The organism is Methylobacterium frigidaeris (genome assembly GCF_022179185.1).
Taxonomy (GTDB): Bacteria; Pseudomonadota; Alphaproteobacteria; order Rhizobiales; family Beijerinckiaceae; genus Methylobacterium; species Methylobacterium frigidaeris.
Genome location: NZ_BPQJ01000034.1, coordinates 35,136 through 58,912, shown reverse-complemented (window position 1 = coordinate 58,912; position 23,777 = coordinate 35,136). Strand labels below are relative to the sequence as shown.

The window sequence follows — 23,777 nt, the reverse complement described above, 5'->3', positions numbered from 1 at the left end:
GGTCAGCAGAAAGTCGCCGACCAGGCGCTCACATTGCCTGATCCTCCGGTCGTCCCGGAGCCGCGCAGCGGAACCCGGGGTCCAGCACCGCTGGGCGCGCAGGGTGAAGCGGACCGCGATCCGACGTGTCCTGAAGCACCGTAGTGTCTGGATTCCGGGCTCCGCTGCGTGGCCCCGGAATGACCAGGAGGATGTCAGCCCGGTCGATGGATCGCGACCGGCGTCACCCCGCCCCGCCCGGCAGGGCCGTTCCGGTCACCTGGGCGTAGATCCGCGCCACCGACGCATCGTCGTCGCGGCCCATGCCGGCGCCGGCGGCCATCAGGAACATCTGGAGCGCGGCGGCCGCCACCGGCACCGGGAATTTCTGGGTCCGGGCCATGTCCTGCACGATGCCGAGATCCTTGACGAAGATGTCGACCGCGCTGCGCGGCGCGTAATCGCCGTCGAGCACGTGCGGCATCCGGTTCTCGAACATCCAGGAATTGCCGGCCGAGGCCGTGATGACCTCGTAGACGCGGCGAAGGTCGAGGCCCTGGCGGGCGGCGAAGGCCATCGCCTCGCTCGCCGCGGCGATGTGCACGCCGGCGAGCAGCTGGTTAATCATCTTGAAGGCCGCCCCCTGGCCGGCGGCGTCGCCGAGCTCGTAGAGCTTGGCCGCCATGGCGTCGAGGGCGGGCCGGGCCGCCGCGAAGGCCGCGCCGCTGCCCGAGGCCAGGATCGTGAGTTCTCCTTGCGCGGCGCGCTGGGCGCCGCCGCTGATCGGCGCGTCGAGGTAGTGGCGGCCGGTGGCCTCGAGCCGGGCGGCGAGGCGGCGGGCGATCTCCGGATCCATCGTGGCGCAGGAGACGAACACGGCCCCTTCCGGCATCGCCGCGGCGACGCCGTCGGGCCCGAACAGGACCGCCTCGGTCTGGGCCGCGTTGACGACGACGCACACCACGATCCCCGCATTCGCCGCGGCTTCCGCCGGGCTCGCTGCGCCGCGGCCGCCCTCTGCGGAGAAGCGCGACACGGATGCCGGATCGACGTCGCTGCCGGCCACATCGAGGCCGGCCCGGCGCAGGGCTTGCGCCATGCCGTAGCCCATCGAGCCGAGACCAATCACCGCAACGCGGGCGGGTGTGTCGCTCATGCCGTTTCCTCCTTGCGGGTCACGAAACGACCCGTGCGGGTCGCTCGCACGACCCGAACCGGCGCGATCTGACGCCGCGCCTCGGTCCCAAGCTCTAGCCCGATTTGGCAGCGCTGCCAATCCGGACCATGGGTCCGTTGAGCCGCCCGGGGAACCATGACATCGTGGCGCTCCCGAGCGTCCGTGACAAGGTGCCGGGCGGAAACGGGAGGACGGATGGACGAGGGGGGCAACGAGGCCTTCGCGGCCGACGACGAGGTGCCGCGGGACGGGACCGGCCGGCGGCCGATCACCCTGGCGGACGTCGCCCGCGAGGCGCGGGTCGGCGAGAGCACGGTGTCGCGAGTCCTGCGCAGCCACGGCTCGTTCTCGGAGACGACCCGGGCCCGGGTCGAGGCGGCGGTGGCGCGCCTCGGCTACGTGCCGAACCGCATCGCCGGCACCCTGGCTTCGACTGGCTCGCGGCTGATCGGCATCGTCATCCCCTCGCTCACCAACATCGTCTTCCCGGACCTCCTGCGCGGCGCGACCGCCGCCCTGGAGCAGGAGGGCTTCCAATCGGTCATCGCCGTCACTGATTACGACCAGGATCGCGAGGAGGCGGTGGTCGGCTCGCTCCTGAGCTGGCGCCCGGCCGGGCTGATCGTCACCGGGCTCGAGCACAACCCGGGCACGCGGCGCCGGCTCGTGGCCAGCGGCGTGCGGGTGGCGGAACTGCTCGACATCGACGGGCCGGGGCTCGACATCGTGGTCGGCTATTCCAACCGCGCCGCGGGCGAGGCCAGCGCCCGCCACCTCGCGGGCCGCGGCTACCGCCGCATCGGCTATATCGGCCACGACCTGACCAGGGATAAGCGCGCCGCCAAGCGCTACGCCGGTTTCCGCGAGGGTCTGGCCCAGGTCGGTCTCGCCCCCGCCGGGGAGGAGCGGGTCGCCAGCCCGTCCTCGGTCGAGGCCGGCCGGCACGGGCTGGAGGCGCTGCTGGCCCGGGTGCCGGACCTCGACGCGGCCTATTTCTCGAACGACGACATGGCGCTCGGCGGCTATTTCCACTGCCTCGCCCACGGCATCACGGTACCGGGGCGCCTGGCGCTGTTCGGCTATAACGGCCTCGATGTCGGCCGGCTGATGCCGCAGCCGCTGGCCACCATCCGCACCCCGCGGGTCGAGGCCGGGGCGACGGCGGCACGGCTCCTCTGTACCGGGGGCCCGGCGACGGTGGTGGATCTCGGCTTCGAGCTGATCGAGGGAGCGACGGCGTGACGGACATCTCTGGCAAGAACGAATCCGCTTTGCGCGAAGCGATCTGCCGCTTCGGCCGCTCGCTGTTCGAGCGCGGCCTGACCCCCGGCTCGTCCGGCAACATCTCGCTGCGGCTCGACGACGGCGGCTGGCTGGTGACGCCGACCAACGCCTCGCTCGGCTTCCTCGACCCCGCCCGCATCTCCCGTCTCGACCGCGACGGGCGGCTCCTGTCCGGCGACAAGCCCACCAAGGAGATTCCGCTCCACGGCGCCCTCTACGACAGCCGGGCCGAGGCGCGGGCGATCGTTCACCTCCACTCGACCCACGCCGTCGCGGTCTCGATGCTGCCGGAGATCGATCCTCGCGCGGTGCTGCCGCCGCTCACCCCCTACAGCCTGATGCGGGCCGGCGCGGTGGCCCTGGTGCCTTATTACCGCCCCGGCGACCCGGCGGTGGCCGACGCGATCAGGGGCCTCGCCGGGGCGTACTCCTCGGTCCTGCTCGCCAATCACGGCCCGGTGGTGGCCGGCGATACCCTGGAGGCGGCGGTCTTCGCCACCGAGGAGCTGGAGGAGACCGCCAAGCTCTACCTGCTCCTGCGCAACCTCAACCCGCGCCACCTGAGCCCGGCCCAGGTGCAGGACCTGGTGACGCATTTCGGGCTGACGCTGCCGGAGCACACGCACGATCATTGAAGGCCGGACGACGGGCGCGGCCGTCCGGCGACGGAGCGGGCGACATCGCAAGGATGGGTCCAGGGATGACCGGGTCGGAGCCCGCGCCGCGACGTGGCGCTTCGCGCGCAGGGGAGCCGACGGGTGGGTCGGGGCCCCGCGTCTCTCTGAGCGACGAGAACGGCGAGGCGAGTGCGGCGCAGGTGGCGATGGCCGAGGCCACCGTCCGTTCCGTTTCGAGCGACTGCAAGGTTGACGGCGAGGATCGCTCCGCGACACGGAACGCGACGATCAGGCCCTGAGGACAGTCGAGATCATCGGCCTGCACGCTTCCAGCGAAGCATCGGGAGCGTGAGCGCAGTGCTGATCGGCTAGATCTCCGGCCGTGGCGCTCCCAAGGGGACTCGAACCCCTGTTTTCGCCGTGAGAGGGCGACGTCCTAGACCGCTAGACGATGGGAGCTTGCCGGGCGGGATGGCGGCGGTATAGCGACGGGCCTGGACGGGCACAAGCCCGAAATCGTATCCCGGCGACGTTTTCGGGTGATGCGGCGGGAGTGGCGGTTTGAGCGAGGCTGACGTGCGGGAGGGCGTGATCCCGCCGGGGGAGGGGAGCGAGCGCCTGGACCGGGCCCTGGCGCGGCTATGGCCGGACCTGTCGCGCAGCCGCCTGCAGGCGCTGATCCGCGACGGGCAGGTGATCCTCGGGGAGGCGCTGGCCGGCGATCCCTCCGCCAAGGTCACGGGCGGTCAGCGCGTGGCCGTGACGGTGCCGCCGCCGCGCCCGGCCGAACCGGAGCCGGAGGCCCGCGACCTCGCGGTCGTCTACGAGGACGACGACCTGATCGTGATCGACAAGCCGGCGGGGCTCGTCGTGCATCCGGGCGCCGGCAACGACAGCGGCACGCTCGTCAACGCGCTCCTCGCCCATTGCGGGGCCAGCCTGTCGGGCATCGGCGGGGTCGCGCGGCCCGGCATCGTCCACCGCCTCGACAAGGACACGACCGGCCTGATGGTGGTGGCCAAGACCGACCTCGCCCACCAGGACCTCTCGGCGCAATTCGCCGATCACGGCCGCACAGGCCCGCTGGAGCGGGCCTATCTCGCCCTGGTCTGGGGCCTACCGGAGCCCGCCGCCGGCACGATCGACGCGGCGCTCGCGCGCTCGGAGCGGAACAGGGAGAAGATCGCGGTGGTGCGCGAAGGACGTGGCCGCCACGCGATCACCCATTACCGCCTCGAGGCCGCGCTCGGGGAGCAGGAGCCGGTGGGGCTGGTGCGCTGCCGGCTCGAGACCGGGCGCACCCATCAGATCCGCGTGCATCTGGCCCATCGCGGCCATCCCCTGCTCGGGGACGCGGTCTACGGCGCGGCGTTCCGCACCAAGGCGAACCGCTTGGGAGCGGAGGCTCGCGCGGCGCTCGACGCCCTCGGCCGTCAGGCGCTGCACGCGGCGCTCCTCGGCTTCCGCCATCCCCGCACCGGCGAGTCGCTGCGCTTCGAGAGCCCGCCGCCGGACGACATGGCCCGCCTGATCGCGGCCCTGACGCCCTGAAAGCGGGGCTTTGTTGGACCTTGGCGGGACGAAAATCCCTTTCCCGTACGTTTCATTGACGGGGGCGGGCTCGCGTCTCACCCTACGGCAGTGCGGCACCGCACGCGGCGAACCGCCACGGCAGCACAAAACGCCGTCTCACGCGTTAGTCGCGACACCCGTCGCTACCCGGCCGGACCGCTCTCTGCTATGGTGGCAGATCGAACGACCGGCCAACGGGAGGTCGTTCGCGCTCGCCCATGTTGTCCGGGGAGCTTTGAGGAGGTTGGAATGGCTGCTGCACTTCCCGTGCTCGCCAATGAAGGGGGCCTGTCGCGCTACCTCGACGAGATCCGCCGGTTTCCGATGCTGGAGCCGACGGAGGAGTATATGCTCGCCAAGAGCTGGCGCGAACATGGCGATCGCGACGCCGCCCACAAGCTCGTGACCTCCCACCTGCGGCTCGTGGCCAAGATCGCCATGGGCTATCGCGGCTACGGCCTGCCGATCGGCGAGGTGGTGTCCGAGGGCAATGTCGGCCTGATGCAGGCCGTCAAGCGCTTCGATCCCGACAAGGGCTTCCGCCTCGCCACCTATGCGATGTGGTGGATCAAGGCGGCGATTCAAGAATACATCCTGCGCTCGTGGTCGCTCGTGAAGATGGGCACCACCGCGAACCAGAAGAAGCTGTTCTTCAACCTGCGCAAGGCCAAGGGGCGCATCTCCGCCCTCGACGAGGGCGACCTGCGCCCTGACCAGGTCAAGCAGATCGCCACCCGCCTCGGCGTGCCCGAGCAGGACGTGATCGACATGAACCGCCGTCTCGGCGGCGACGCGTCGCTCAACGCTCCCTTGCGCGAGGAAGGCGAGGGCGAGTGGCAGGACTGGCTCGTCGACGACACCCCGACCCAGGAGACCGTGCTCGCCCGCGAGGAGGAGGGGCAGAACCGCCTCGCCGCCCTCAAGGACGCGCTCGGCGTGCTCAACCCGCGCGAGCGCCGCATCTTCGAGGCCCGCCGCCTCGCCGACGACCCGATCACGCTTGAGGATCTGTCCAGCGAGTTCGGCGTCTCCCGCGAGCGGGTGCGGCAGATCGAGGTGCGGGCCTTCGAGAAGGTGCAGGACGCGGTCAAGCGCAACCTCGCCACCCGCGAGGCGCCGCGGGCGGGGGTGCCGGCCTGAACGGCCGGCCCCCGGTCCGGAGGACCGGCCTTCATCCCATCGGCACGAAAGCCGACAGGCCGATCAGCACCAGCGGCATCGCCACCAACGCCAGGACGGTCTGTACCGCCGTGATGCCGGCCATCAGCGGCGCATCGCCGCCGAGCTGACGCGCCAGGATGTAGGCCGAGGAGGCGGTCGGCAGCACCTGGAACAGCAGGGCCGTGGTCAGGGCCGGCCCATGCAGCCCGAGGCCGAGCGCTACCAGCACGGTCGCCGCCGGCATCGCCAGAAACTTCATCACCGAGGCCGACAGCACCGGCCGAATCCAGGTCCTGGCCCCCTCGAACGCGAGCGCCGCCCCGACGCAGAGCAGGCCGATCGGCAGCGAAGCCGCTCCCAGCGTGCGCAGGGCCGGCTCCAGCCCCGGCGGCAGCCCCCAGCCGAGGAGCCGGAAGGCCAGCCCCGCGAGCGATGACACGATCAGCGGGTTGGTCGCGAGCTGTCGGGCAATGCCCCGCGGCGTCAGCCGTGCCGCGCCATGGCGGGCGAAGACCAGCACGCACAGCGTGTTGACCGTCGGCACGATCGCCGCGTTGCAGATCGCCGCGAGCGCGATCCCTTGCGCCCCGAACAGACCGGCGGCCAGGGTGACGCCGACATAGTTGTTGAACCGAATGCTGCCCTGGAACACCGACGTGAAGGCCGGCCCGTCGACCCGGATCAGCGGCCGCACCGCGACGGCGAGGCTTGCGACGACGAGCGTCGAGAGGATCAGCGTGAGCGCGAGCGCGCCGACCGGCACCGCCTCGACCCGTGCGGTGGCGAGGCTGTGGAAGAACAGGCTCGGCAGCAGCACGAAGTAGCCCAGCCGCTCGGCCTGCGGCCAGAAGCTCTCCGCGAGAAACCGGCAGCGGCGCAGGGCCAGGCCGAGAGCCGTCAGAATAACAACGGGCAGGAGGGCCAGCAGGACGGCACCGGTCATGGTATGGGGTTCAACGTGAGACCATCTTCGATGGGCCGGGGATGCCGGCGGCGGGCTCGGGATGCGGGATCACGGCTCAGCTTAGCCTGCCGGATCGCGCCCTCACAGCCGATCGCGAGTAGGGCGGTCATGCGCGGATCGACGGGACCCGCCCGGGGCGCCTTCGAAGGCGGTACGCTGGCCTCGCGCATCGAGCCGGTGCTGGCCTCGGCCCCCGAGCTGTCGTGCCAGTCCGCGCACATCCCGGCCGGGGTGGCACGCTTCCTCGCCACGATCCAGGCCGCGTGAGTCCGACGAACCATCAACAGAGCGGGGTCCGTCGAATCCGGCGGGCTCGTCCGCTACGGCCGGGCGGCGGCGCTCACGGCTGCCACTGCTCGAACGCCTCCCGCAGCACCTTCTCCCCCGCATTTCCCTTCTCGAAGGTGAGGATCGCGCGGTTGCCGTTGGCGTAGCGGATCGGCAGGTCGATCCAGTTGCGCTTGAGCAGGAGGTCGGTGTTGCGCTCGATATCGGCCTTCAGGTTGGAGAGGCCGATCAGGAAGAGGTTGTCGCGCACCGGCACCGGCAGGCCGGAGACGGGAGAGCCGCGGCCGGATTCGTCATCCTTGAACTGGATCAGGCCGACGTCGCGAACGGTGCGATTCGGGTCGGTCGAGGTGAAGATGAGTTCGAGGATGTGCGACGCCGGCAGGGTCGCGTCGGTGTTGCGGCGCAGGACCATCGCTAGGCTCAGGCCCGCGTCGGGTACGTCCACATTCCCCCGCACCACGGTCTGGAGCGGCTGCCCCTGGCCGGCATTCACCGCGTCGAGGCGCCAGACCACCCGGGCCTGCGTCGCCTTCGGGGTATTGCCCTGGGCGCCGTTCTCCTCGTAGAGCGTGCCGCGCTGCGCGACCGCGATGTCGGGCGTCGGCGACGGGCGAGGGGCGCTGCCCTGCGGAGCGGCGGGGGCCGGCGCGGGCGCCGGGGCCTGGGGCGCCCGCTCGCCGCCGACCCGGTCGGCGAATTTCGAATCCTGGTTCTCGGCCGGCCGGTTGGGACCGTTCTCGGCGAAACCCGTCGGCAGGGCGGCGGGATTGTCGCGCAGGGACCAGGCGGTGACGGCGATGGCGCCCACCACTGCGGCCAGGACCGCGGCCACGATGCCGTTGCGCACCAGTCGCGACCGGTCTCGCTTCGGCGCCACCACGTCGAGGCGGGGGCGCTGCGGCACGGCGGCGTTCGCCTCCGAGGTCCCTGCCTCCTCCGCCGGTTCAGGCGTGCGCGGCCGCGCCGGCGGCAGCTTCAGCTCGACCGGTGGACCTGCCTCCGGCAGGGCGTCGGCGTGATACGGGGCCGGCGTCTCGGGGGATGGCGGCTCGGGCGGGGCAGCGGGTGCGACGGCGCGCGACAGCTCCGGCGGGCTCGACGGTTCCGGCGGAGGTTCCGGGGGGCGGGGCGGCTCGGGCGGGGCCGGCTCCGGTTCGGGCTGGCCGCCATGCTCGATCTCGAGCCGCGCGATCGCTCGGTCGAGGGAGACCCGCTCCGCTTCGATATCGGCCTCCGACAGGGGCGGATCGAGGGAGCGGAGCTGGCCGATCAGCGCCGCGCGGGCGCGCTCGTAGACCGTGTGCCGCAGGTCGGGCGAACGGTCCGGCAGGGCCTCGAGGGCGCGGGCGAGCAGGGGGTAGTAGTCGGCCATGGTCGCCGCATGCCTTGTCGTGCGGGGCGGCGGGCGTCAAGCTTCGCCCGCCGGGTGCGCGTAGGGTTCCCCTCAATCCTCGAAGGGGTTGTGGACCAGGATCGTGTCGTCCCGCTCCGGCGAGGTCGACAGAAGGGCGACCGGCGCGCCGATCAGCTCCTCGATCCGGCGCACGTACTTGATCGCCTGGGCCGGCAGGTCGGCCCAGGAGCGGCCGCCCGCGGTGGTCTCGCTCCAGCCCTCGAACGCCTCGTAGATCGGCTCGACCCGGGCCTGGTCGGCCTGGCTCGCCGGCAGATGGTCGATCTCGCGGCCGTCGAGGCGGTAGCCGGTGCAGATCTGGATGGTGTCGAAGCCGTCGAGGATATCGAGCTTGGTGAGCGCGATGCCGTCGATGCCCGACGTCCGCACGGTCTGGCGCACCAGGGCGGCGTCGAACCAGCCGCAGCGGCGCTTGCGCCCGGTGACGACGCCGAACTCGCGGCCGCGCTCGCCGATGCGCTCACCGATCGCGTCGGTGAGTTCCGTGGGGAACGGCCCCTCGCCGACCCGGGTGGTGTAGGCCTTGACGATGCCGAGCACGTAGCCGATCGCGCCCGGGCCGAGGCCCGAGCCCGTGGCCGCCTGCGCCGCCACGATGTTCGAGGAGGTCACGTAGGGGTAGGTGCCGTGGTCGACGTCGAGGAGGGCGCCCTGCGCGCCCTCGAACAGGATCCGCTTGCCGGCGCGCCGGGCGTCGTCGAGGAGCGACCACACCGTGTCGGCGAAGGGCAGGATCTTCGGGGCGATGGCCAGCAGCTCGGCCTTCAGCGCCGCGCCGTCGATCTCCTCGATGCCGAGGCCCCGGCGCAGGGCGTTGTGGTGGGCGAGCAGCCGGCCGATCTTGGCGTCGAGCATCTCGGCATCGGCGAGGTCGACGACACGGATCGCCCGGCGGCCGACCTTGTCCTCGTAGGCCGGGCCGATGCCGCGCTTGGTGGTGCCGATCTTGAGCACCGAATTCGAGGTCTCGCGAAAATGGTCGAGCTCGCGGTGCAGCGGCAGGATCAGGGTCGCGTTGTCGGCGATGCGCAGGTTCTCGGGCGTGATCGCCACGCCCTGCTGGCCGATCCGGGCGATCTCCTCGACGAGGTGCCAGGGATCGACCACGACGCCGTTGCCGATGACCGAGAGCGTGCCGCCGCGCACCACGCCGGACGGCAGCAGCGACAGCTTGTAGGTCACGCCGTCGATGACGAGGGTGTGGCCGGCATTGTGCCCGCCCTGGAAGCGCACCACGACGTCGGCTTGCTCGGAGAGCCAGTCGACGATCTTGCCCTTGCCCTCGTCGCCCCACTGGGCGCCCACGACGACGACGTTCGCCATATCACCAATACCCGTCCCTGCCCGCCGCGCGAAAAGCCCCGGCGCACGAGGCGCGGGGCTGATCGGCTGCGAATGGTGTCACGCGTGTGCGCTCTTCGGCGATCCGGGCCGGGAAATCAAGCGAGGGTCGACGGATGAGCCCTGCGCACAGGCTCCGGCTCTACTTCGCCTGCGTGTTCGGGCCCTGGCCCGGCAGTTCGCCCGGCTTGATCACCGGGGTCGAGTTCGGGGTCGGCTCCGGCGGCTTCACCGCCATGTCCGGGGTGCCGGTCGCCGGCGGCTTGATCACGCCGTCCGATTGCTGGAGCTTGTCGCTCAGGGTCGAGCCGGTGGTGTCGGACTTGTCGGCGTTCGAGGTCGCGTCGCCGGGCCGCACCTTCTCGGGGATCGTCTGGTTCAGGGGCGGCAGGTTCGGGTCGCGGTCGCGCCCCTTCAGAGGCACTTCGGGCGACTGGGCGAGGGCGGCGGTGGCGCCGGCGACGATCGCCAGCACGGCCAGCCCGCCGCGCATCAGCTTGGACATTCGGTTTCTCCCAGGATGGGGTCTCCTGAGGGAAACAGGGCCGGCACGTGTCAGTTCCGGCCCCGCTTGGCTTTCGCCGTCCGGCGCTGCCGGCTTCAGCCGGCCGCCGCCATCTCCAGGTAGAGGCCGCGCAGGCGCCGGGTCATCGGCCCGGGCTGGCCGCCGCCGACGCGGGTCCCGTCGATCTCGATCACCGGCATCACGAAGGCGGAGGCCGAGGTGAAGAACGCTTCGGCGGCCTGCATCGCCTCCTCGACCGTGAAGGCGCGCTCCTCGACCGTCAGGCCGTTCTCCTCGGCGAGGCGCATCACCGCCCTGCGGGTGATGCCCGGAAGGAGCGCCGTCGAGAGCGGGCGAGTGACGATGCGGCCGTCCTCGGTGATGATGAAGGCGGTCGAGGAGCCGCCTTCGGTAACGAAGCCGTCCTCGTGCATCCAGGCCTCGGCGACGCCGGCGGCGGCCGCCTGCTGCTTGGCCAGCACCTGGGCGAGGAGCGCCACCGACTTGATGTCCCGGCGCTTCCAGCGCAGGTCCTCGACGGTGATGACCTTGGCGCCGCGCTCGGCCAGCGGGTTCGCCGAGACGTTCTTGGCTTGCGTGAACATCACCACGGTCGGCGGCGTGCCCTCGGGTGGGAAGGCGAAGTCGCGCTCGGCCACCCCGCGTGTCACCTCCATGTAGACGAGGCCCTCCTTGAGGTCGTTGCGGGCGACCAGTTCCTCCTCGAGCCGCGTCCACTCGGCGAGGGTGTGGGGATTGCGGATGTGGATCTCGCCCAGCGAACGGTCGAGGCGGGCGAGATGGGCTTCGTTGTCGACGAGGCGCCCGTCCAGCACCGCGCTTACCTCGTAGATGCCGTCGGCAAACAGGAACCCGCGGTCCATGATCGGGATCGTCGCCTCCTCGAAGGGCACGAAGCGGCCGTTGACGTAGACGATGCGGGACATGCGGGTCTTCCTCTCGCGGCGCCGATGGCGCGGCCGTGCAAGAACGAGCCGTCCTTGCAAGAGGCCCTTGAAGCACCAGCCGGAGCCCGGCCGCAAGCGCGATTCCGGCCATCCCGCCTTGCATGATTCGTGCACGCAGCCGGCGCGCACGGCGGTTGCGCGGGTCGCTGCCTACGACCTATCGTCCGGCGACACCGAGAGGAAACGACATGCGGCTCACCCCCGACGCGAAGGGCGTCTTCCCCATCGCCCCGACCCCGTTCCATCCGGACGGCCGCATCGACGAGGCCTCGATCGACCGGATGACCGATTTCTACGGCGAGATCGGCGCCACCGGCCTCACCGTGCTCGGCATCATGGGCGAGGCGCCCAAGCTCGACGGCGCCGAGGCGGTGGCGGTCGCCTCGCGGGTGATCCGGCGCACCAAGCTGCCCGTCGTCATCGGCGTCTCGGCCCCGGGCTTCGCCGCGATGGGATCGCTGACCCGCGCGGTGATGGATGCGGGCGCCGCCGCCGTGATGATCGCGCCGCCGCCTTCCTTACGCACCGACGACCAGATCGTCGGCTACTATGCCCAGGCCGCCGAGGTGATCGGGCCTGACGTGCCGTTCGTGATCCAGGATTATCCCCTGACCTTGAGCGTGGTGATGACGCCCGGCGTGATCCGCCGCATCGTCACCGACAACGCGAACTGCGTCATGCTCAAGCACGAGGACTGGCCGGGGCTGGAGAAGATCTCGGCTTTGCGCGCCTTCCAGCGCGACGGCTCGCTGCGCCCGATCTCGATCCTGTGCGGCAATGGCGGCCTGTTCCTCGACTTCGAGTGCGAGCGCGGGGCGGACGGCGCCAATACCGGCTATGCCTTCCCGGAGATGCTGGTCGACGTGGTGCGGCTCTCAGCGGCCGGCGAGCGCGAGCGCGCCCACGACGTCTTCGACGCCCACCTGCCGCTCCTGCGCTACGAGCAGCAGCCGGGCTTGGGCCTCGCGGTGCGCAAATACGTGATGATGCGCCGCGGCATCCTGGCTTCGGACGCCCAGCGCAAGCCCGGAGCCGGATTGTCCGCGACGGCGCGGGCGGAGGTGGATTTCCTGCTGGAGCGGCTGGGGCGTCACGATCCGCGGGCGCGGGTCTGACGCCTGCCTCAGGCGGCGTCTTCCAGGTGGATGCGCAGGACGGATGCCGTCGCGATGGTGACGAGCGCGTCGAGCGAGAACGTGTCGCGCTTGCAGCGCATCAGGTCGTCGAGACGCGGGCGGGTCAGATCCAACCGGGTCGCCGCCCGCTCCTGGGGCAGATCCCAGCCCCGGATCCACTCGCGGATCTGGAGCAGCAGGTCCGCCCGCACGGTCATGTTCGCGGCCTCGGCTGGATTGCCGGTCAGGTCGAGCGCCCCTCTGCTCGGCCGTCGTTCGAACCCCGGCCTGGCTACACGCCGCATCGCGGAAGTGCTGCGGGTCGTCACCCCGCCGCCCGCATCGGCCCCATTCCCCGCTCCGCTTCCTCCTCCACCCGCCGCAGCCGCGCCTCGGCCTCCGCGATATAGTCCCGCGTCAGCGGCACCACGTCGTTGCGGCGGGTGAGCTGGAGCTGGAACACCACCGCGTCCTCGTACCGGAAGGCGGCCTCGGCGCTCGCCAGGTACCACTCCCACATCCGGCAGAAACGCTCGTCGTAGAGGGCGGCGGCCTCGTCGCGGTGGACGAGGAAGCGGGTGCGCCAGTCCCGCACGGTCTCGGCGTAGTGCAGCCGCAGCACCTCGACATCGGCGAGCATCAGCCCGGCGCGCTCGATCGCCGGCATCATCTCGGACAGGGTCGGCAGGTGGCCGCCGGGGAAGATGTAGCGGGTGATCCACGGGTTGGTCGGCCAGGGCACGCCGGTGCGGCCGATCGTGTGCAGCAGCATCACCCCGTCCTCGGCGAGGCGGTCGTGGGCGTTCCGGAAGAAGGTGTCGTAATGGGCCGGACCGACATGCTCGAACATGCCGACCGAGACGATGCGGTCGAAGGTCCCGTGGAGGGTGCGGTAATCCTCGAGCGTGAAGCGCACGCGGCCTGACAGACCCCGTTCGGCCGCCCGGGCCTGCGCCACCCTCTGCTGCTCGGCCGAGAGGGTGATGCCGCGCACGGACGAGCAGCCCGCCACCCCGGCGAGGTAGAGGCCGAGCGCGCCCCAGCCGCAGCCGATATCGAGCACCCGCTGGCCCGGACCGGCGAGGAGCTTGGCCGCGATATGGCGCATCTTGGCGGCTTGCGCCTCCTCCAGGCTCATGCCCGGCGTCGCGTAATAGGCGCAGGAATAGAGCCGGTCGGCGTCGAGGAAGAGGGCATAGAGCCGGCCGTCGAGGTCGTAGTGGCGCTCGACGTTGCGGCGCGCGCGCAGGAGCGTGTTGCGGCCGGCGACCCGGCGGCCGAGGCGGCGCAGGGCCGTCAGCGCCCGCATCTGGCGCAAGGACGGCTCGCCGCGGTTGCGCCCGAGCAGCACCGTCATCAAGTCCGGCAGGCTGCCGGATTCGAGGATCAGGCGCCCGTCGGTGAAGAGTTCGCCGAATTTCAGCTCGGGATCGAGGAGCAGCTCGCGCTCGGCGGCGGCATCGGCGAACCGGATCGTCGCCGTCGGGCCATCCCCGTCTCCGGCCCGGAAGCGGCGGCCGCTCACCGTGACCACCCTCAGGGTGCCGCTCAGGCCGCTGACGGTGAACGCCTTCTCCAGCAGATGATCGAGGACCACGCCGCCACCTCGTGAGACACGAAGATGCTCCCTCCGTGTCAGAGGTTGCCTTGTGGCGTCGAGGCGTCAAGGTCGCCGGATCGGCCTCGATGACCGTGGACCCTGCACCTTTCGCAGGTCAGCCCTGTGGTCGGGCGCCGCGGGGCGCCCGACCATTCTTTTTAGTTGTCGGAGCCGAACACGCGCCGGAAGATCGTGTCGACGTGCTTGAGGTGGTAGCCGAGGTCGAAGCACTCGGCGATCGCCTCGGGCTTGAGCGCCGCGGTGACCTCCTTGTCGGCCTGGAGCAGGGTGAGGAAGTCGCCCTCGCCGCGCCAGACCGGCATCGCGTTGCGCTGGACCAGCCGGTAGGCGTCCTCGCGCGACACGCCGGCCTGGGTCAGCGCCAGGAGCACCCGCTGCGAGTGGACGAGCCCGCCGAGCCGGTCGAGGTTGCGCTGCATCTGCTCGGGGTAGACGAGCAGCTTGTCGATGACGCCGGTGAGGCGGGCGAGGGCGAAGTCGAGGGTGACGGTGGCGTCCGGCCCGATCATCCGCTCGACCGAGGAGTGGGAGATGTCGCGCTCGTGCCAGAGCGCCACGTTCTCCATCGCCGGCAGGGCGTAGGCGCGCACCATCCGGGCGAGGCCGGTCAGGTTCTCGGTCAGCACCGGGTTGCGCTTGTGCGGCATCGCCGAGGAGCCCTTCTGGCCCTCGGAGAAGTACTCTTCCGCCTCCAGCACCTCGGTGCGCTGCAGGTGGCGCACCTCGATCGCCAGCCGCTCGATCGACGAGGCGACGACGCCGAGCACCGCGAAGAACATCGCGTGGCGGTCGCGCGGGATGACCTGGGTCGAGACCGGCTCAGGCACCAGGCCCATCTTCTCGGCGACGTATTCCTCGACCCGCGGATCGATGTTGGCGAAGGTGCCGACGGCGCCCGAGATGGCGCAGGTCGCGACCTCGGCCCGCGCCGCCACCAGGCGGGCGCGGGCGCGCTCGAACTCGGCATAGGCCTGGGCGAGCTTGAGCCCGAAGGTGACCGGTTCGGCGTGGATGCCGTGCGAGCGGCCGATGGTCGGGGTGAACTTGTGCTCGAAGGCCCGGCGCTTGAGGGCGGCGAGCAACCCGTCGATATCGGCGATGAGCAGGTCGGCTGCGCGGGCGAGCTGCACGTTGAGGCAGGTGTCGAGCACGTCCGACGAGGTCATGCCCTGGTGGACGAAGCGCGCCTCGGGCCCGACGATCTCGGCGAGATGGGTCAGAAACGCGATCACGTCGTGCTTGGTGACGCGCTCGATCTCGTCGATGCGCGCGACGTCGAAGACCGCGTCGCGGCCCTTCTCCCACACCTTGGCGGCCGCCTCCTTCGGCACCACGCCGAGTTCGGCGAGCGCCGTGGTGGCATGGGCCTCGATCTCGAACCAGATCCGGAAACGCGTCTCCGGCGACCAGATCGCCGTCATCTCGGGCCGGCTGTAGCGGGGGATCATCGTCGGGGCTCCTGGTCACGGGCGGGGTGGGATGCCGCGACGGCTATGGGATGCGGGGCGAGAAGGCAAGGAAGGGGAGGGGGCCTTGCCTGCCGGGCCCACCGCGAAGGCCGGCCGCCCGGTTCGGGTTCTCCGGACCGCGATCATCCGCAGGCTCGGGGCGGCATCGTCGCGGCGGATGCTCGCCATCTTCGACTTTCAGGGCCGTTCGATAAAATTTTATCCGGAGCCGCAGGCCGGTCTCAAGGGGGGAGGCGCATTCTGTCGATGTCGTCCAAGTGGCTCAAGAATATTTGGGATCGGGGTTCGAGATGGTTGATCGTCTGTCGTCCGGCGCGGCTTCACTGCGCAAGTGCGTGATCGCGGCGGCCGCCGCACTTCCGCTGATCGGCATGCAGGCGCCCGCGCAGGCCCGCGACGGCGGGGCCATCGCGGCCGGCATCATCGGCGGGCTGGCCCTGGGCGGCCTCGCCGCCGCGGCGGCGGCGCAGCCGCGCTATGCTTACCCGGCTTACGGCTCCCCGGCTTACGGCTATCCGGCCTATGGCTACCGACGCGTCTACTACGCACCGGCCCGGGATTGCTGGATCCAGCGCCGGCGCGCGCGCGACGATTTCGGCAATGTCTACTACCGCCGCGTGCGCGTCTGCGGCTGAGATCGCGACGGGTCCGAGTCCCCCGGGGCCTCGCCCGCGCGAGCCCCGGAGCTGCGGGGCTAGGATCGCGGTCGGAACCGCAGCGTCAGCCCGCCATTGACCGCATAGCCGTCCCCACCCGTCCAGGCGAAGGTGGTGCCGCCGGTGAGCGTCAGGCTCAGACCCGGGGTCACGTCGGCAGACAGACCCGCCTCGGCAAGGCCGTAGGTGCCCCGCGCCCCGCGGCCGAGCGGGGTCAGGATCGGCAGCAGCGGGGTCGAGGTAAGGGAGGTCACCAGCGTGCGGCCGCCATCCAGGACTTCGTGCTCGGCCGTGACGTTGACGAAGGCCCGCACCGGCAGGCCGACGAGGCTGAAGGGCGTGGCGCGCAGCTGCAGGCCGGCGCGGCCGACCAGCGAGTCGAGGCCGGTGGCGCCGATCGATTGCGTCAGCACCGGATCGCCCCGCTCGGTCTAGGCGCCGACCCGGGTGCGGGCATAGGCGAGGCCGACGATCGGCCCGAGGCGAACGGGACCGACCGTGTCGAATAGGGGGCGAAGCCGGCCTGGAGCCCGTCGAAGTAGGAGCGGGCGAACAGGTCGCCCGCGGCGGCGTTGCCCGAGGCCGCCACACGCGGCAGGCCGTTCAGGGTGGTGAAGGCGTTGAACACGATGGTGCTCGCATCGGCACCGACGAGCCGACCGACGTTGCCGACCGTGTTCGCTGCCGAGACCCGGCCGAGGAGGGGCGCCTGGGCCGGGGTGAGCCCTGTGAGCGTCGCCCCGATGCCGTCATTGCCGCCGATATTGATGGCGACAAGGTTGCCCGGACCGAGGCGCTGGCCGCTCGCCAGGAACGCCGCCCCCCGGGTTCAGCCCCGGCAACAGGGCCGAGCCGACATTGCCGGTGCCGGTCTGGGCGCCGCCGACGGCGGAGTTCGTCACGGCGGGATCGGGCAGGCCGTAGATCGCCTGCAGCCCGTCGACGAAGTTGGCGCCGTTGGAGTAGCGGCCGTTCACGTAGGGGGCGCCGAGGGGCCGGCCGGTGAAGCGCACGACGTTGCCGGTATAGGCGTAGCTGTCGCCGAAGACCGTGAGGCCGGTCACGCCCTGCGCCGCGGCGCCCTGCACGCCCGCCATCGCCGTGCCGGCGAGCCACGCGCCGACCCATCCTGCCCGGCGCAGGCGCCCGAAGCCCGTACCCATTCGTACGTATCCCCCCGAGCGCCGCGGCTTTCTGAAGCGCCTGCGGCGTCGACATGGGGCAGGGCAGCGGTAATCCGGTCAAGCTTGAGGACGATTGCGATACGGAGGCGAAAAAGGGAGGGGGCCATCCTGTTGCCGGGCGGCGACAGTCTCCAGGCTCTCACAGTGCTTCCGATCGACCGCTCGGCGATTGCTGCGCGGCCATTCTCACGGTGCGGAATCCGGCATCGCTCACGCGCTGCGCGGGCTTTTGGTTCAGCTTCCGAAAGCTCCCTTTCGGAAGCTGAATCACGCCTCCTCCACCCGGGCCCAGCCATTCGGCATCAGCCGCTCCTGGGGGGTGAACTTCGCCTTGTACTGCATCTTGCGCGAGCCCTCGACCCAGTAGCCCAGGTAGAGGTAGGGCAGGCCGAGGCTGCGGGCGCGCTCGATGTGGTCGAGGATCATGAAGGTGCCGAGGGAGCGCTCGGCCTCTGCGGGATCGTAGAACGAGTAGACCATCGACAGCCCGTCGGAGAGCACGTCGGTGAGGCAGACGGCGATCGGCGCGCCGGTGCCGCGGCCGTTGATCGCGGTGTCCGGACCCCGCTTGCGGTAGACCACCAGATGGGTTTCGACGTGGCTGTCCTCGACCATCATGGCGTAGTCGAGGACCGTCATGTCGACCATGCCGCCGTCGCCGTGGCGCGCGTCGAGGTAGCGGCGGAAGAGGGCGTACTGCTCCGAGGCCGGGCGGTTGGCCTGGGCCTGGCCGACGAGGTCGCGATTGCGCTTCAGCACCCGGCGCTGGCTGTCGCTGGGCGCGAAGTCGTCCACCACCACCCGCACCGAGATGCAGGCGCGGCAGGTCTCGCAGGCCGGCCGGTAGGCGATGGTCTGCGAGCGGCGGAACCCCCCTTGCGTCAGGATCTCGTTGAGGTCGCGGGCGCGCCGGCCGACGAGGTGCGTGAAGACCTTCCGCTCCTGCTGCCCAGGCAGGTAGGGGCACGGCGACGGGGCCGTGAGGTAGAACTGCGGTGCGTCCCGCGGATGGCTGGTCACGCTTCGTTGGTCTCGCAGGCAGGGGCCGGCGCGAGCGCCGGGAAGGGCAGGATAACACCGGCGCGGCCCGCCTCAACAGGCCTGGACCGCGCCGGCGCGAAATCCTGGGATTTAAGCGCGGCCGGCGCCGAAGGTTGCAGCCTTACGCCTCACGGGGCGCTCATGCCTCGCGCACGACTGCGAGATCGAGGACGAGGTCGTGGCCCATGCGCCGGTCGGCCCGCATCACGCCGATGCCGATATCGAGGAGCCAAAGCAGGAAGGTCGACAGCGCGACGTAGAACAGCAGCGCGTGCACGGCGGCGGTGATCCAGTCGATCGGCCCGCCGGTGGTCGCCCGCACCGCCCGCAGGCCCATCATCCGCATGCCGAGCGTGCTCTGGCGCGGCCCGCCGACGGTGATCGCGCTGTAGATGACGCCGCTCGCCGGCAGGATCGCGTAGAGCGCCCAGCCGACCCCGAAGGTGATGACGCCGAGGAGCGAGATCGCGAGCCACAGCAGGCAGCTGAAGCCGAAGATGAACACGATGTCGAGCAGATAAGCCAGGAAGCGCCGCGACAGCGAGCCGTGCGCCACCAGCACCGGCGGGCCGGCCCAGCCGGGAGCTGCCGGAGGAATCGTACCCTGCTGATAGGGGTTGCCCTGATAGGGACCGCCATACGGTCCGCCTTGCCAGGAATTCGCCATCGCGTCCGTCTCCGCCTGTTCGCCCGCCTCGATAAGGTGGGCGCGGCCGCGCTCCGTCTCAAGGGTGCGGCCGCGGCAATGGCAGGCCCCGGTCAATTTCGCATCTGCGTCATCCCGGATCGACATGATGTCCTGTCTGGCACGTGCCCCTACGCACACGGCTGTAGAGTTCGCGGGATTAAACTAAGATATACTTGATGTGCGTGTGCGCACATCAATCAAGCTCATTGTATTTCAGGCTCTCTATACGGAAGCGGGCGGGTTCCTGCGAGCAGGGACCGCGCCTCGGATCGAGGATCGACCGATGAGAGCACTCGCACTCACCACGCTGTTCGCCGCCACTCTGGCCCTGCCTCTCGCCGCCGCGAGCGCGGCCCTGGCCGATGGCGGCGGGGGCGGACGCATGCCGGCGGGCGGCGCGCATATGAGCAGCTACGTCCACCACCCCTATCACGACCCGCGCTCCTCGCATTCGCAGGCGCGCGGCACCGGTCAACTGCTTGGCGCACCGATGATGGCCGATCCGGCGACGCGGCTTCTCCCGCGTGGCGCCGGGGTCCCGGCCTGGGCGGTGCAGCCGAGGCGTCGCTGAACCGTCGCGATCCGGCGGCGCCTGGTCTGTGCCACCGGGCGCTGCGGCGGCGCTCTCGCAGCGTACGTTGCCCTACCTTGGAATAATCCGTGGCTTCATGACAAGTTTTCGTTGAACCTCAAGCGCCGCTGGGCGAAATACGACGCAGGGTAAGATAAATCATCTGTCTTAAAACTAGCAATTTGCCGAAGAAGGCAATCAAGCCGTGAGAGCGGGGAAAGCGCGTGGGCATGGCGGACTTGAAGCCGGGGCAGGGACATGAATCGTGGCGCTGGGGCCGTGGAGAGGGCCGAAGCATCGCTCTCGCGGGCCGGCTGCGGATGGACGGCATCCGGCATGCCCGGGCGACGTTCCGGCGGGGTGAGGCCGCCGGCAGGAGGTCGCGCGCTCCGCTCGGGCGGGCGCTCGCAGTCGCCGGCCTCGCTCTGGGGATATCCGGACCGGCCGAAGCGGGCTCCGCCGCGCAGCCTGGGCAGTCGGTCGGGCTGCCGGTCGGCGCGCAGATCCCGCACGGCCTCTACTGGATCACCGCCACGAATTTCGGCGTCCGCCAGACGAGCCCGGGCGTGATGCCGCTGAACGTCAACACGACGACCCTGGCCTGGGCGACGCCGTGGGACCTCGCCGGCGGCCGGCTGCAACTCTTCGCCGGCGTGCCCTACTCGGCCTTGGGCCCCCAGGACAGCGCCTGGCAGAGCGGCTTCGGCCAGCCGCTGCTCGCCGCCCAGCTCGCCTGGGATCTCGGCGGCGATGTCGGCTTCAGCTACCTGCTCGGCGGCTACCTGCCCAGCAAAACCGGCTTCGCGACGCAAACTTCGTCGCTGACGCACCGCTTCGCGCTCAGCTACGTCGGCAACGACTGGAACGTGACGGCGCACCTGTTCTACGGGCACTTCCTCGGCGACCGACCGCCACCGGGAGTGGCGACCTATCCCGACTACATGAACCTCGACCTGACGGCGACCCGCAACTTCGGCAAGTGGCAGCTCGGCGCGGTGGCCTTCGGCTCCACCGATCTGCCGACCGGGGTCGCGGGCTACCGCTCGCAGGGGCAAGTCGCGGTCGGCGGGCTGGTCGGCTACAATTTCGGCCCGGTGAACCTCCAGGCCTTCGTCACCCGCGACGTGATCGACCGCAATTACGGCGGCCGCGACACCCGCGCCTGGCTGCGCGCGATCGTGCCCCTGTACCAGGACAAGCAGGAGGCCGCGCCCGACCGCACGCTGCTGACGCGGGAGCAGACGCGCTGATCCGCGTCATCCGACAGGGAGTGAGCTTCGAGGCTCATCCCCCCGTCGCCGCATTCCCGTGCGGCCCGATCCGCCGCGGCTCCAGCCCCTCGCGGCTGAGCGTATCCAGGATCTCCGCGGTGTGGCCGGGGCCGCGGGTCTCGATCGTCACGTCGATCGAGACGCTCTTTGCCGGCACGTCGAGGTGGAGGCGGCCGTGCGAGACCTCCAGGATGTTGGCCCCTAACTCGCCGAGCCGCCCGGCCACCCGGCCGAGCACGCCGGGCCGGTCGCTCGCGGTCATCCGGAACGAGATGATCCGGTCCTCGCGCTCCAATTCGCGCACCATCACGGAGGCCAGCAGCCGCGCGTCGATGTTGCCGCCGCAGAGCACCAGGCCGACCGTGCGGCCGGCGAACAGGTCGGGCCGGGCCAGGAGCGCGGCGAGGCCGGCGGCGCCCGCGCCCTCGGCGAGGCTGCGCTGGAGCGTCGCGTAGTCGTGCACCGCCCGCTCGATCTGCGGCTCGTCGACGAGCACGATCTCGCGCACGAGGTCGCGGATGATCGGCAGGGTCAGGCGGCCGACGGTCTTGACGGCGATGCCCTCGGCCAGCGTCGGGCCGCCGATCGGCCGGCCCTGCCCGTCGATGGCGTTGAGGAACGAGGGGTAGAGGGCGGCCTCGACGCCGGTGAGCGACACCCGCGGCCGCAGGCTCGCACCAATCGCGATGCCGCTCATCAGCCCGCCGCCGCCGATCGGCACCACCAGGCAATCGAGGTCCGGGGCGTCCTCCAGCATCTCGAGCGCGATGGTCCCTTGGCCGGCCATCACCAGGGGATCGTCGTAGGGGTGGACCAGCACGAAGCCGTGCGCCTCGACCAGCCGCTCGACGGCGGAGGCCGCCTCGACCAGGGTGTCGCCCTCCAGCACCACGGTGGCGCCGTGGGCGCGGGTGTTCTCGACCTTCACCAGGGGGGTCGTCGCCGGCATCACGATGGTGGCCGGGATGCCGAGGCGCCGCGCGTGATAGGCCACGGCCTGGGCATGGTTGCCGGCCGACATCGCCACCACGCCGCGGCGTCGCTCGGCCTCGGTCAGGGCGCTGAGCCGGTTGACCGCGCCGCGCTCCTTGAAGGCACCGGTCGCCTGCATGTTCTCGTGCTTGACCAGGACCCGCGCCCCGGTCAGCTCGGACAGGCGCGGCGCCGGCACCAGCGGCGTGCGCAGCACGTGGCCGCGGATGGTGTGGGCGGCCCGGACGACGTCGTCCGGGGTGATGGCGTAGGGCTGGCTCAAGCGGGACTCTCCGGACGCGTTCACTCTAGAGCGCGCACGGTGCCGCGTCAGCCCGCTCCCGGCTCGGCGAGCGCCGCGTCCGGCGTGTCGAGGTAGTAGTGCTTGAGCAGGTAGAGCGCCGCGCCGCCGACCGGACCGCGGTCGCTCGCGAGCCCCGAGAGATCGGTGCGGCTCAAGCCGGAGAACTGGCAGACCGCGTAGCGCGGCAGCGGGCTGCGGCCCTCGCGCTCCTGCGAGAAGTCGATGCGGATGCTGCGCTCCTGCGGCCCGGTGGCCTCGCGCAACACCGCCACGCGGGATCCTGCCGGCACCAGGGTCGGCAGGGCGCGCCGGCAGATCCGGGCCTGCTCGGCGTCGGGGGTGCCGGAGCAGGCGCCGAGGCCGAGGAGGGCGGCGAGACCCGCGAGCCTCGCCCGTCGTCCTGGCCTCATTTTGCCGGCCTCACCCTTGCCGCAGCCGCTCGGCGACCCGCGGGGCGAAGTAGGTGAAGACGCCGTCGGCGCCGGCGCGCTTGAATGCGGCCAGGCTCTCCATCATGGCGCGCTCGCCGTCGAGCCAGCCGTTCTGGGCCGCGGCCGCGATCATCGCGTACTCGCCCGAGACCTGGTAGGCGAAGGTGGGCACGGAGAAGGTCTCCTTCACCCGGCGGATCACGTCGAGATACGGCATGCCGGGCTTGACCATCACCGAATCGGCGCCCTCGTCGAGGTCGAGGGCGACCTCGCGCAGGGCCTCGTCGGTGTTGCCGGCATCCATCTGGTAGGTGCGCTTGTCGCCGACCAGCGTGGCGCTCGTGCCGATCGCGTCGCGGAACGGGCCGTAGAAGGCGCTGGCGTACTTCGCCGCGTAGGTCATGATCTGCACGTCGCGGTGCCCGGCCCGGTCGAGCCCGGCCCGGATCGCGCCCACCCGCCCGTCCATCATGTCGGAGGGGGCGATGACGTCGGTGCCGGCCTCGGCCTGGATCAGGCTCTGCTCGACGAGGAGCGCCACCGTCTCGTCGTTGACGATCACTCCGTCCTCCAGGAGGCCGTCATGGCCGTGGCTGGTATAGGGGTCGAGGGCGACATCGGTGATAATGCCGATCTCCGGCACTGCCTTCTTCACCGCCCGCACGGCGCGGCAGACCAGGTTGTTGCGGTTGAGCGCCTCCGAGCCGGTCGCGTCGCGCAAGGGAGGCTCGACGAAGGGGAAGAACGAGATCGCGGGGATGCGCAAGGACGCCGCACGCTCGGCCGCCCGCACCGCCTCGTCGACCGAGAGGCGCTCGACGCCCGGCATCGAGGCGACCGGCTCGCGCCGGTTCTCGCCCTCGATCAGGAAGATCGGCCAGATCAGGTCGTCGACGGTGAGGGTGGTCTCTCGCACCAGGCGGCGCGACCACTCGGCCTTGCGGTTGCGCCGCGGGCGCTGGGTGAGCCCGAGGGCGGCCGGCTCGGTCCGGGCGGCTTCCCGGGCGAGCGGCCGGGGCATCGGCTGGATCTGCGACATCCGGGGTCGGGCCTCCTCGCGGCCCGCTTTCGCGCCGGGCCTGTCCTTCGTCGAATTCGTCCAATCCGCAGGTAGCACAGTCCGGCCGTCGCCAGAACCCAGGCGGAGGTGCATGGCAGGGTCGCGGGAGGCTTTCGGTCGC

Annotated in this window: 26 protein-coding genes and 1 tRNA gene; 9 read left to right on the top strand and 18 right to left on the bottom strand. The window is 71.1% G+C overall.

The window, feature by feature from the left end:
* Nucleotides 1-223: 223 nt before the first annotated feature.
* A complete protein-coding gene (ltnD, locus tag MFF64_RS26570; protein WP_099906318.1) occupies nt 224-1,135 on the bottom strand; it encodes an L-threonate dehydrogenase in 912 nt (303 codons plus the stop codon).
* A 216-nt stretch (nt 1,136-1,351) separates the two neighbouring features.
* Here ltnD and MFF64_RS26565 point away from each other — a divergent pair, with 216 nt between their 5' ends.
* Both MFF64_RS26565 and otnC read left to right on the top strand, forming a co-directional pair.
* A complete protein-coding gene (locus tag MFF64_RS26565) occupies nt 1,352-2,398 on the top strand; it encodes a LacI family DNA-binding transcriptional regulator (RefSeq protein WP_238192815.1) in 1,047 nt (348 codons plus the stop codon).
* Between the two features lie 5 nt (nt 2,399-2,403).
* Nucleotides 2,404-3,075 (top strand): 3-oxo-tetronate 4-phosphate decarboxylase, encoded by a 672-nt coding sequence (gene otnC, locus MFF64_RS26560; RefSeq protein ID WP_099906169.1) that lies wholly within the window; start codon nt 2,404-2,406, stop codon nt 3,073-3,075.
* 365 nt (nt 3,076-3,440) lie between these two features.
* On the opposite strand, the gene MFF64_RS26555 is transcribed toward otnC, so the two are convergent.
* Nucleotides 3,441-3,516: transfer RNA gene (locus MFF64_RS26555), tRNA-Glu, on the bottom strand.
* Between the two features lie 102 nt (nt 3,517-3,618).
* Here MFF64_RS26555 and MFF64_RS26550 point away from each other — a divergent pair.
* Nucleotides 3,619-4,608, top strand: a complete 990-nt coding sequence (locus MFF64_RS26550) for an RluA family pseudouridine synthase (RefSeq protein ID WP_099906166.1) — start codon at nt 3,619-3,621, stop codon at nt 4,606-4,608.
* A gap of 270 nt (nt 4,609-4,878) precedes the next feature.
* Entirely contained in the window at nt 4,879-5,769 is an 891-nt protein-coding gene (rpoH, locus tag MFF64_RS26545) for an RNA polymerase sigma factor RpoH (RefSeq protein ID WP_099906163.1), read from the top strand.
* 31 nt (nt 5,770-5,800) lie between these two features.
* Here rpoH and MFF64_RS26540 read toward each other — a convergent pair whose 3' ends face one another.
* Nucleotides 5,801-6,733: an AEC family transporter gene (locus MFF64_RS26540; protein WP_099906161.1), complete on the bottom strand. Its 933-nt coding sequence runs from the start codon at nt 6,731-6,733 to the stop codon at nt 5,801-5,803.
* 129 nt (nt 6,734-6,862) lie between these two features.
* Here MFF64_RS26540 and MFF64_RS26535 point away from each other — a divergent pair, with 129 nt between their 5' ends.
* Nucleotides 6,863-7,021, top strand: coding sequence for a hypothetical protein (locus tag MFF64_RS26535; RefSeq protein ID WP_165795821.1), 159 nt, complete (start codon nt 6,863-6,865; stop codon nt 7,019-7,021).
* 73 nt (nt 7,022-7,094) lie between these two features.
* On the opposite strand, the gene MFF64_RS26530 is transcribed toward MFF64_RS26535, so the two are convergent.
* The 4 genes from MFF64_RS26530 to MFF64_RS26515 all read right to left on the bottom strand — a co-directional run bounded on the left by MFF64_RS26530 (nt 7,095) and on the right by MFF64_RS26515 (nt 11,252).
* Complete coding sequence (locus MFF64_RS26530; RefSeq protein ID WP_099906159.1) at nt 7,095-8,417, bottom strand: histidine kinase; 1,323 nt, start codon at nt 8,415-8,417, stop codon at nt 7,095-7,097.
* 72 nt (nt 8,418-8,489) lie between these two features.
* Nucleotides 8,490-9,782, bottom strand: a complete 1,293-nt coding sequence (locus MFF64_RS26525; protein WP_238192814.1) for an adenylosuccinate synthase — start codon at nt 9,780-9,782, stop codon at nt 8,490-8,492.
* A 160-nt stretch (nt 9,783-9,942) separates the two neighbouring features.
* Entirely contained in the window at nt 9,943-10,305 is a 363-nt protein-coding gene (locus MFF64_RS26520) for a hypothetical protein (RefSeq protein WP_238192813.1), read from the bottom strand.
* Between the two features lie 95 nt (nt 10,306-10,400).
* Nucleotides 10,401-11,252: a D-amino-acid transaminase gene (locus tag MFF64_RS26515; RefSeq protein WP_099901631.1), complete on the bottom strand. Its 852-nt coding sequence runs from the start codon at nt 11,250-11,252 to the stop codon at nt 10,401-10,403.
* Between the two features lie 209 nt (nt 11,253-11,461).
* Between MFF64_RS26515 and MFF64_RS26510 the strand changes: the two genes are divergently transcribed.
* Nucleotides 11,462-12,388: a dihydrodipicolinate synthase family protein gene (locus tag MFF64_RS26510; RefSeq protein WP_238192812.1), complete on the top strand. Its 927-nt coding sequence runs from the start codon at nt 11,462-11,464 to the stop codon at nt 12,386-12,388.
* Nucleotides 12,389-12,396: 8 nt separating this feature from the next.
* Here the strand turns inward: MFF64_RS26510 and MFF64_RS26505 are convergent, their stop codons facing one another.
* The 3 genes from MFF64_RS26505 to purB all read right to left on the bottom strand — a co-directional run bounded on the left by MFF64_RS26505 (nt 12,397) and on the right by purB (nt 15,457).
* A complete protein-coding gene (locus MFF64_RS26505) occupies nt 12,397-12,693 on the bottom strand; it encodes a helix-turn-helix domain-containing protein (protein ID WP_273557174.1) in 297 nt (98 codons plus the stop codon).
* A 20-nt stretch (nt 12,694-12,713) separates the two neighbouring features.
* Nucleotides 12,714-13,985, bottom strand: coding sequence for an SAM-dependent methyltransferase (locus MFF64_RS26500; protein ID WP_238192810.1), 1,272 nt, complete (start codon nt 13,983-13,985; stop codon nt 12,714-12,716).
* Between the two features lie 161 nt (nt 13,986-14,146).
* On the bottom strand, nt 14,147-15,457 hold the full coding sequence (gene purB / locus MFF64_RS26495; protein WP_238192809.1) for an adenylosuccinate lyase: 1,311 nt from the start codon (nt 15,455-15,457) through the stop codon (nt 14,147-14,149).
* 311 nt (nt 15,458-15,768) lie between these two features.
* On the opposite strand from purB, the gene MFF64_RS26490 reads away from it, so the two are divergent.
* Entirely contained in the window at nt 15,769-16,113 is a 345-nt protein-coding gene (locus MFF64_RS26490; protein ID WP_238192808.1) for a hypothetical protein, read from the top strand.
* Nucleotides 16,114-16,172: 59 nt separating this feature from the next.
* Here the strand turns inward: MFF64_RS26490 and MFF64_RS26485 are convergent, their stop codons facing one another.
* The 5 genes from MFF64_RS26485 to MFF64_RS26465 form a co-directional block, all read right to left on the bottom strand.
* Nucleotides 16,173-16,547: an autotransporter domain-containing protein gene (locus MFF64_RS26485; RefSeq protein ID WP_099900258.1), complete on the bottom strand. Its 375-nt coding sequence runs from the start codon at nt 16,545-16,547 to the stop codon at nt 16,173-16,175.
* Nucleotides 16,541-16,762 carry a hypothetical protein gene (locus MFF64_RS26480; protein WP_099900260.1) on the bottom strand — a complete coding sequence of 74 codons (222 nt, stop codon included), beginning with the start codon at nt 16,760-16,762 and terminating at the stop codon, nt 16,541-16,543. The genes MFF64_RS26485 and MFF64_RS26480 overlap by 7 nt, the downstream gene beginning before the upstream one ends.
* Nucleotides 16,763-16,883: 121 nt before the next feature.
* A complete protein-coding gene (locus MFF64_RS26475; RefSeq protein WP_099900262.1) occupies nt 16,884-17,297 on the bottom strand; it encodes an SGNH/GDSL hydrolase family protein in 414 nt (137 codons plus the stop codon).
* 288 nt (nt 17,298-17,585) lie between these two features.
* Nucleotides 17,586-18,338 (bottom strand): arginyltransferase, encoded by a 753-nt coding sequence (locus MFF64_RS26470; RefSeq protein ID WP_238192807.1) that lies wholly within the window; start codon nt 18,336-18,338, stop codon nt 17,586-17,588.
* 160 nt (nt 18,339-18,498) lie between these two features.
* Nucleotides 18,499-19,026, bottom strand: coding sequence for an RDD family protein (locus MFF64_RS26465; protein WP_099904540.1), 528 nt, complete (start codon nt 19,024-19,026; stop codon nt 18,499-18,501).
* 304 nt (nt 19,027-19,330) lie between these two features.
* On the opposite strand from MFF64_RS26465, the gene MFF64_RS26460 reads away from it, so the two are divergent.
* Together MFF64_RS26460 and MFF64_RS26455 are read left to right on the top strand one after the other, a co-directional pair.
* Nucleotides 19,331-19,618: a hypothetical protein gene (locus MFF64_RS26460; RefSeq protein WP_099904534.1), complete on the top strand. Its 288-nt coding sequence runs from the start codon at nt 19,331-19,333 to the stop codon at nt 19,616-19,618.
* 320 nt (nt 19,619-19,938) lie between these two features.
* On the top strand, nt 19,939-20,868 hold the full coding sequence (locus MFF64_RS26455; protein ID WP_238192806.1) for a transporter: 930 nt from the start codon (nt 19,939-19,941) through the stop codon (nt 20,866-20,868).
* A 34-nt stretch (nt 20,869-20,902) separates the two neighbouring features.
* Here MFF64_RS26455 and MFF64_RS26450 read toward each other — a convergent pair whose 3' ends face one another.
* From MFF64_RS26450 to hemB, 3 genes are read right to left on the bottom strand one after another with little or no spacing between them, the layout of a single operon-like run.
* Nucleotides 20,903-22,144: a threonine ammonia-lyase gene (locus MFF64_RS26450; protein ID WP_099904536.1), complete on the bottom strand. Its 1,242-nt coding sequence runs from the start codon at nt 22,142-22,144 to the stop codon at nt 20,903-20,905.
* Between the two features lie 47 nt (nt 22,145-22,191).
* Nucleotides 22,192-22,575 carry a hypothetical protein gene (locus MFF64_RS26445; RefSeq protein WP_099904538.1) on the bottom strand — a complete coding sequence of 128 codons (384 nt, stop codon included), beginning with the start codon at nt 22,573-22,575 and terminating at the stop codon, nt 22,192-22,194.
* Between the two features lie 10 nt (nt 22,576-22,585).
* On the bottom strand, nt 22,586-23,635 hold the full coding sequence (gene hemB / locus MFF64_RS26440) for a porphobilinogen synthase (RefSeq protein WP_238192805.1): 1,050 nt from the start codon (nt 23,633-23,635) through the stop codon (nt 22,586-22,588).
* Between the last annotated feature and the right edge of the window lie 142 nt (nt 23,636-23,777).

Excerpts from the sequence above, each read along its gene's own strand:
- MFF64_RS26520 (WP_238192813.1), bottom strand. The coding sequence starts at position 10,305 with ATGTCCAAGCTGATGCGCGGCGGGCTGGCCGTGCTGGCGATCGTCGCC.
- MFF64_RS26460 (WP_099904534.1), top strand. The coding sequence starts at position 19,331 with ATGAGAGCACTCGCACTCACCACGCTGTTCGCCGCCACTCTGGCCCTG.
- MFF64_RS26465 (WP_099904540.1), bottom strand. The coding sequence starts at position 19,026 with ATGGCGAATTCCTGGCAAGGCGGACCGTATGGCGGTCCCTATCAGGGC.
- MFF64_RS26445 (WP_099904538.1), bottom strand. The coding sequence starts at position 22,575 with ATGAGGCCAGGACGACGGGCGAGGCTCGCGGGTCTCGCCGCCCTCCTC.
- MFF64_RS26490 (WP_238192808.1), top strand. The coding sequence starts at position 15,769 with ATGGTTGATCGTCTGTCGTCCGGCGCGGCTTCACTGCGCAAGTGCGTG.
- MFF64_RS26455 (WP_238192806.1), top strand. The coding sequence starts at position 19,939 with ATGGACGGCATCCGGCATGCCCGGGCGACGTTCCGGCGGGGTGAGGCC.
- MFF64_RS26525 (WP_238192814.1), bottom strand. The coding sequence starts at position 9,782 with ATGGCGAACGTCGTCGTCGTGGGCGCCCAGTGGGGCGACGAGGGCAAG.
- MFF64_RS26515 (WP_099901631.1), bottom strand. The coding sequence starts at position 11,252 with ATGTCCCGCATCGTCTACGTCAACGGCCGCTTCGTGCCCTTCGAGGAG.
- MFF64_RS26565 (WP_238192815.1), top strand. The coding sequence starts at position 1,352 with ATGGACGAGGGGGGCAACGAGGCCTTCGCGGCCGACGACGAGGTGCCG.
- MFF64_RS26505 (WP_273557174.1), bottom strand. The coding sequence starts at position 12,693 with ATGCGGCGTGTAGCCAGGCCGGGGTTCGAACGACGGCCGAGCAGAGGG.
- purB (WP_238192809.1), bottom strand. The coding sequence starts at position 15,457 with ATGATCCCCCGCTACAGCCGGCCCGAGATGACGGCGATCTGGTCGCCG.
- MFF64_RS26530 (WP_099906159.1), bottom strand. The coding sequence starts at position 8,417 with ATGGCCGACTACTACCCCCTGCTCGCCCGCGCCCTCGAGGCCCTGCCG.
- hemB (WP_238192805.1), bottom strand. The coding sequence starts at position 23,635 with ATGTCGCAGATCCAGCCGATGCCCCGGCCGCTCGCCCGGGAAGCCGCC.
- ltnD (WP_099906318.1), bottom strand. The coding sequence starts at position 1,135 with ATGAGCGACACACCCGCCCGCGTTGCGGTGATTGGTCTCGGCTCGATG.
- rpoH (WP_099906163.1), top strand. The coding sequence starts at position 4,879 with ATGGCTGCTGCACTTCCCGTGCTCGCCAATGAAGGGGGCCTGTCGCGC.
- MFF64_RS26510 (WP_238192812.1), top strand. The coding sequence starts at position 11,462 with ATGCGGCTCACCCCCGACGCGAAGGGCGTCTTCCCCATCGCCCCGACC.
- MFF64_RS26535 (WP_165795821.1), top strand. The coding sequence starts at position 6,863 with ATGCGCGGATCGACGGGACCCGCCCGGGGCGCCTTCGAAGGCGGTACG.
- MFF64_RS26475 (WP_099900262.1), bottom strand. The coding sequence starts at position 17,297 with ATGGGTACGGGCTTCGGGCGCCTGCGCCGGGCAGGATGGGTCGGCGCG.
- MFF64_RS26540 (WP_099906161.1), bottom strand. The coding sequence starts at position 6,733 with ATGACCGGTGCCGTCCTGCTGGCCCTCCTGCCCGTTGTTATTCTGACG.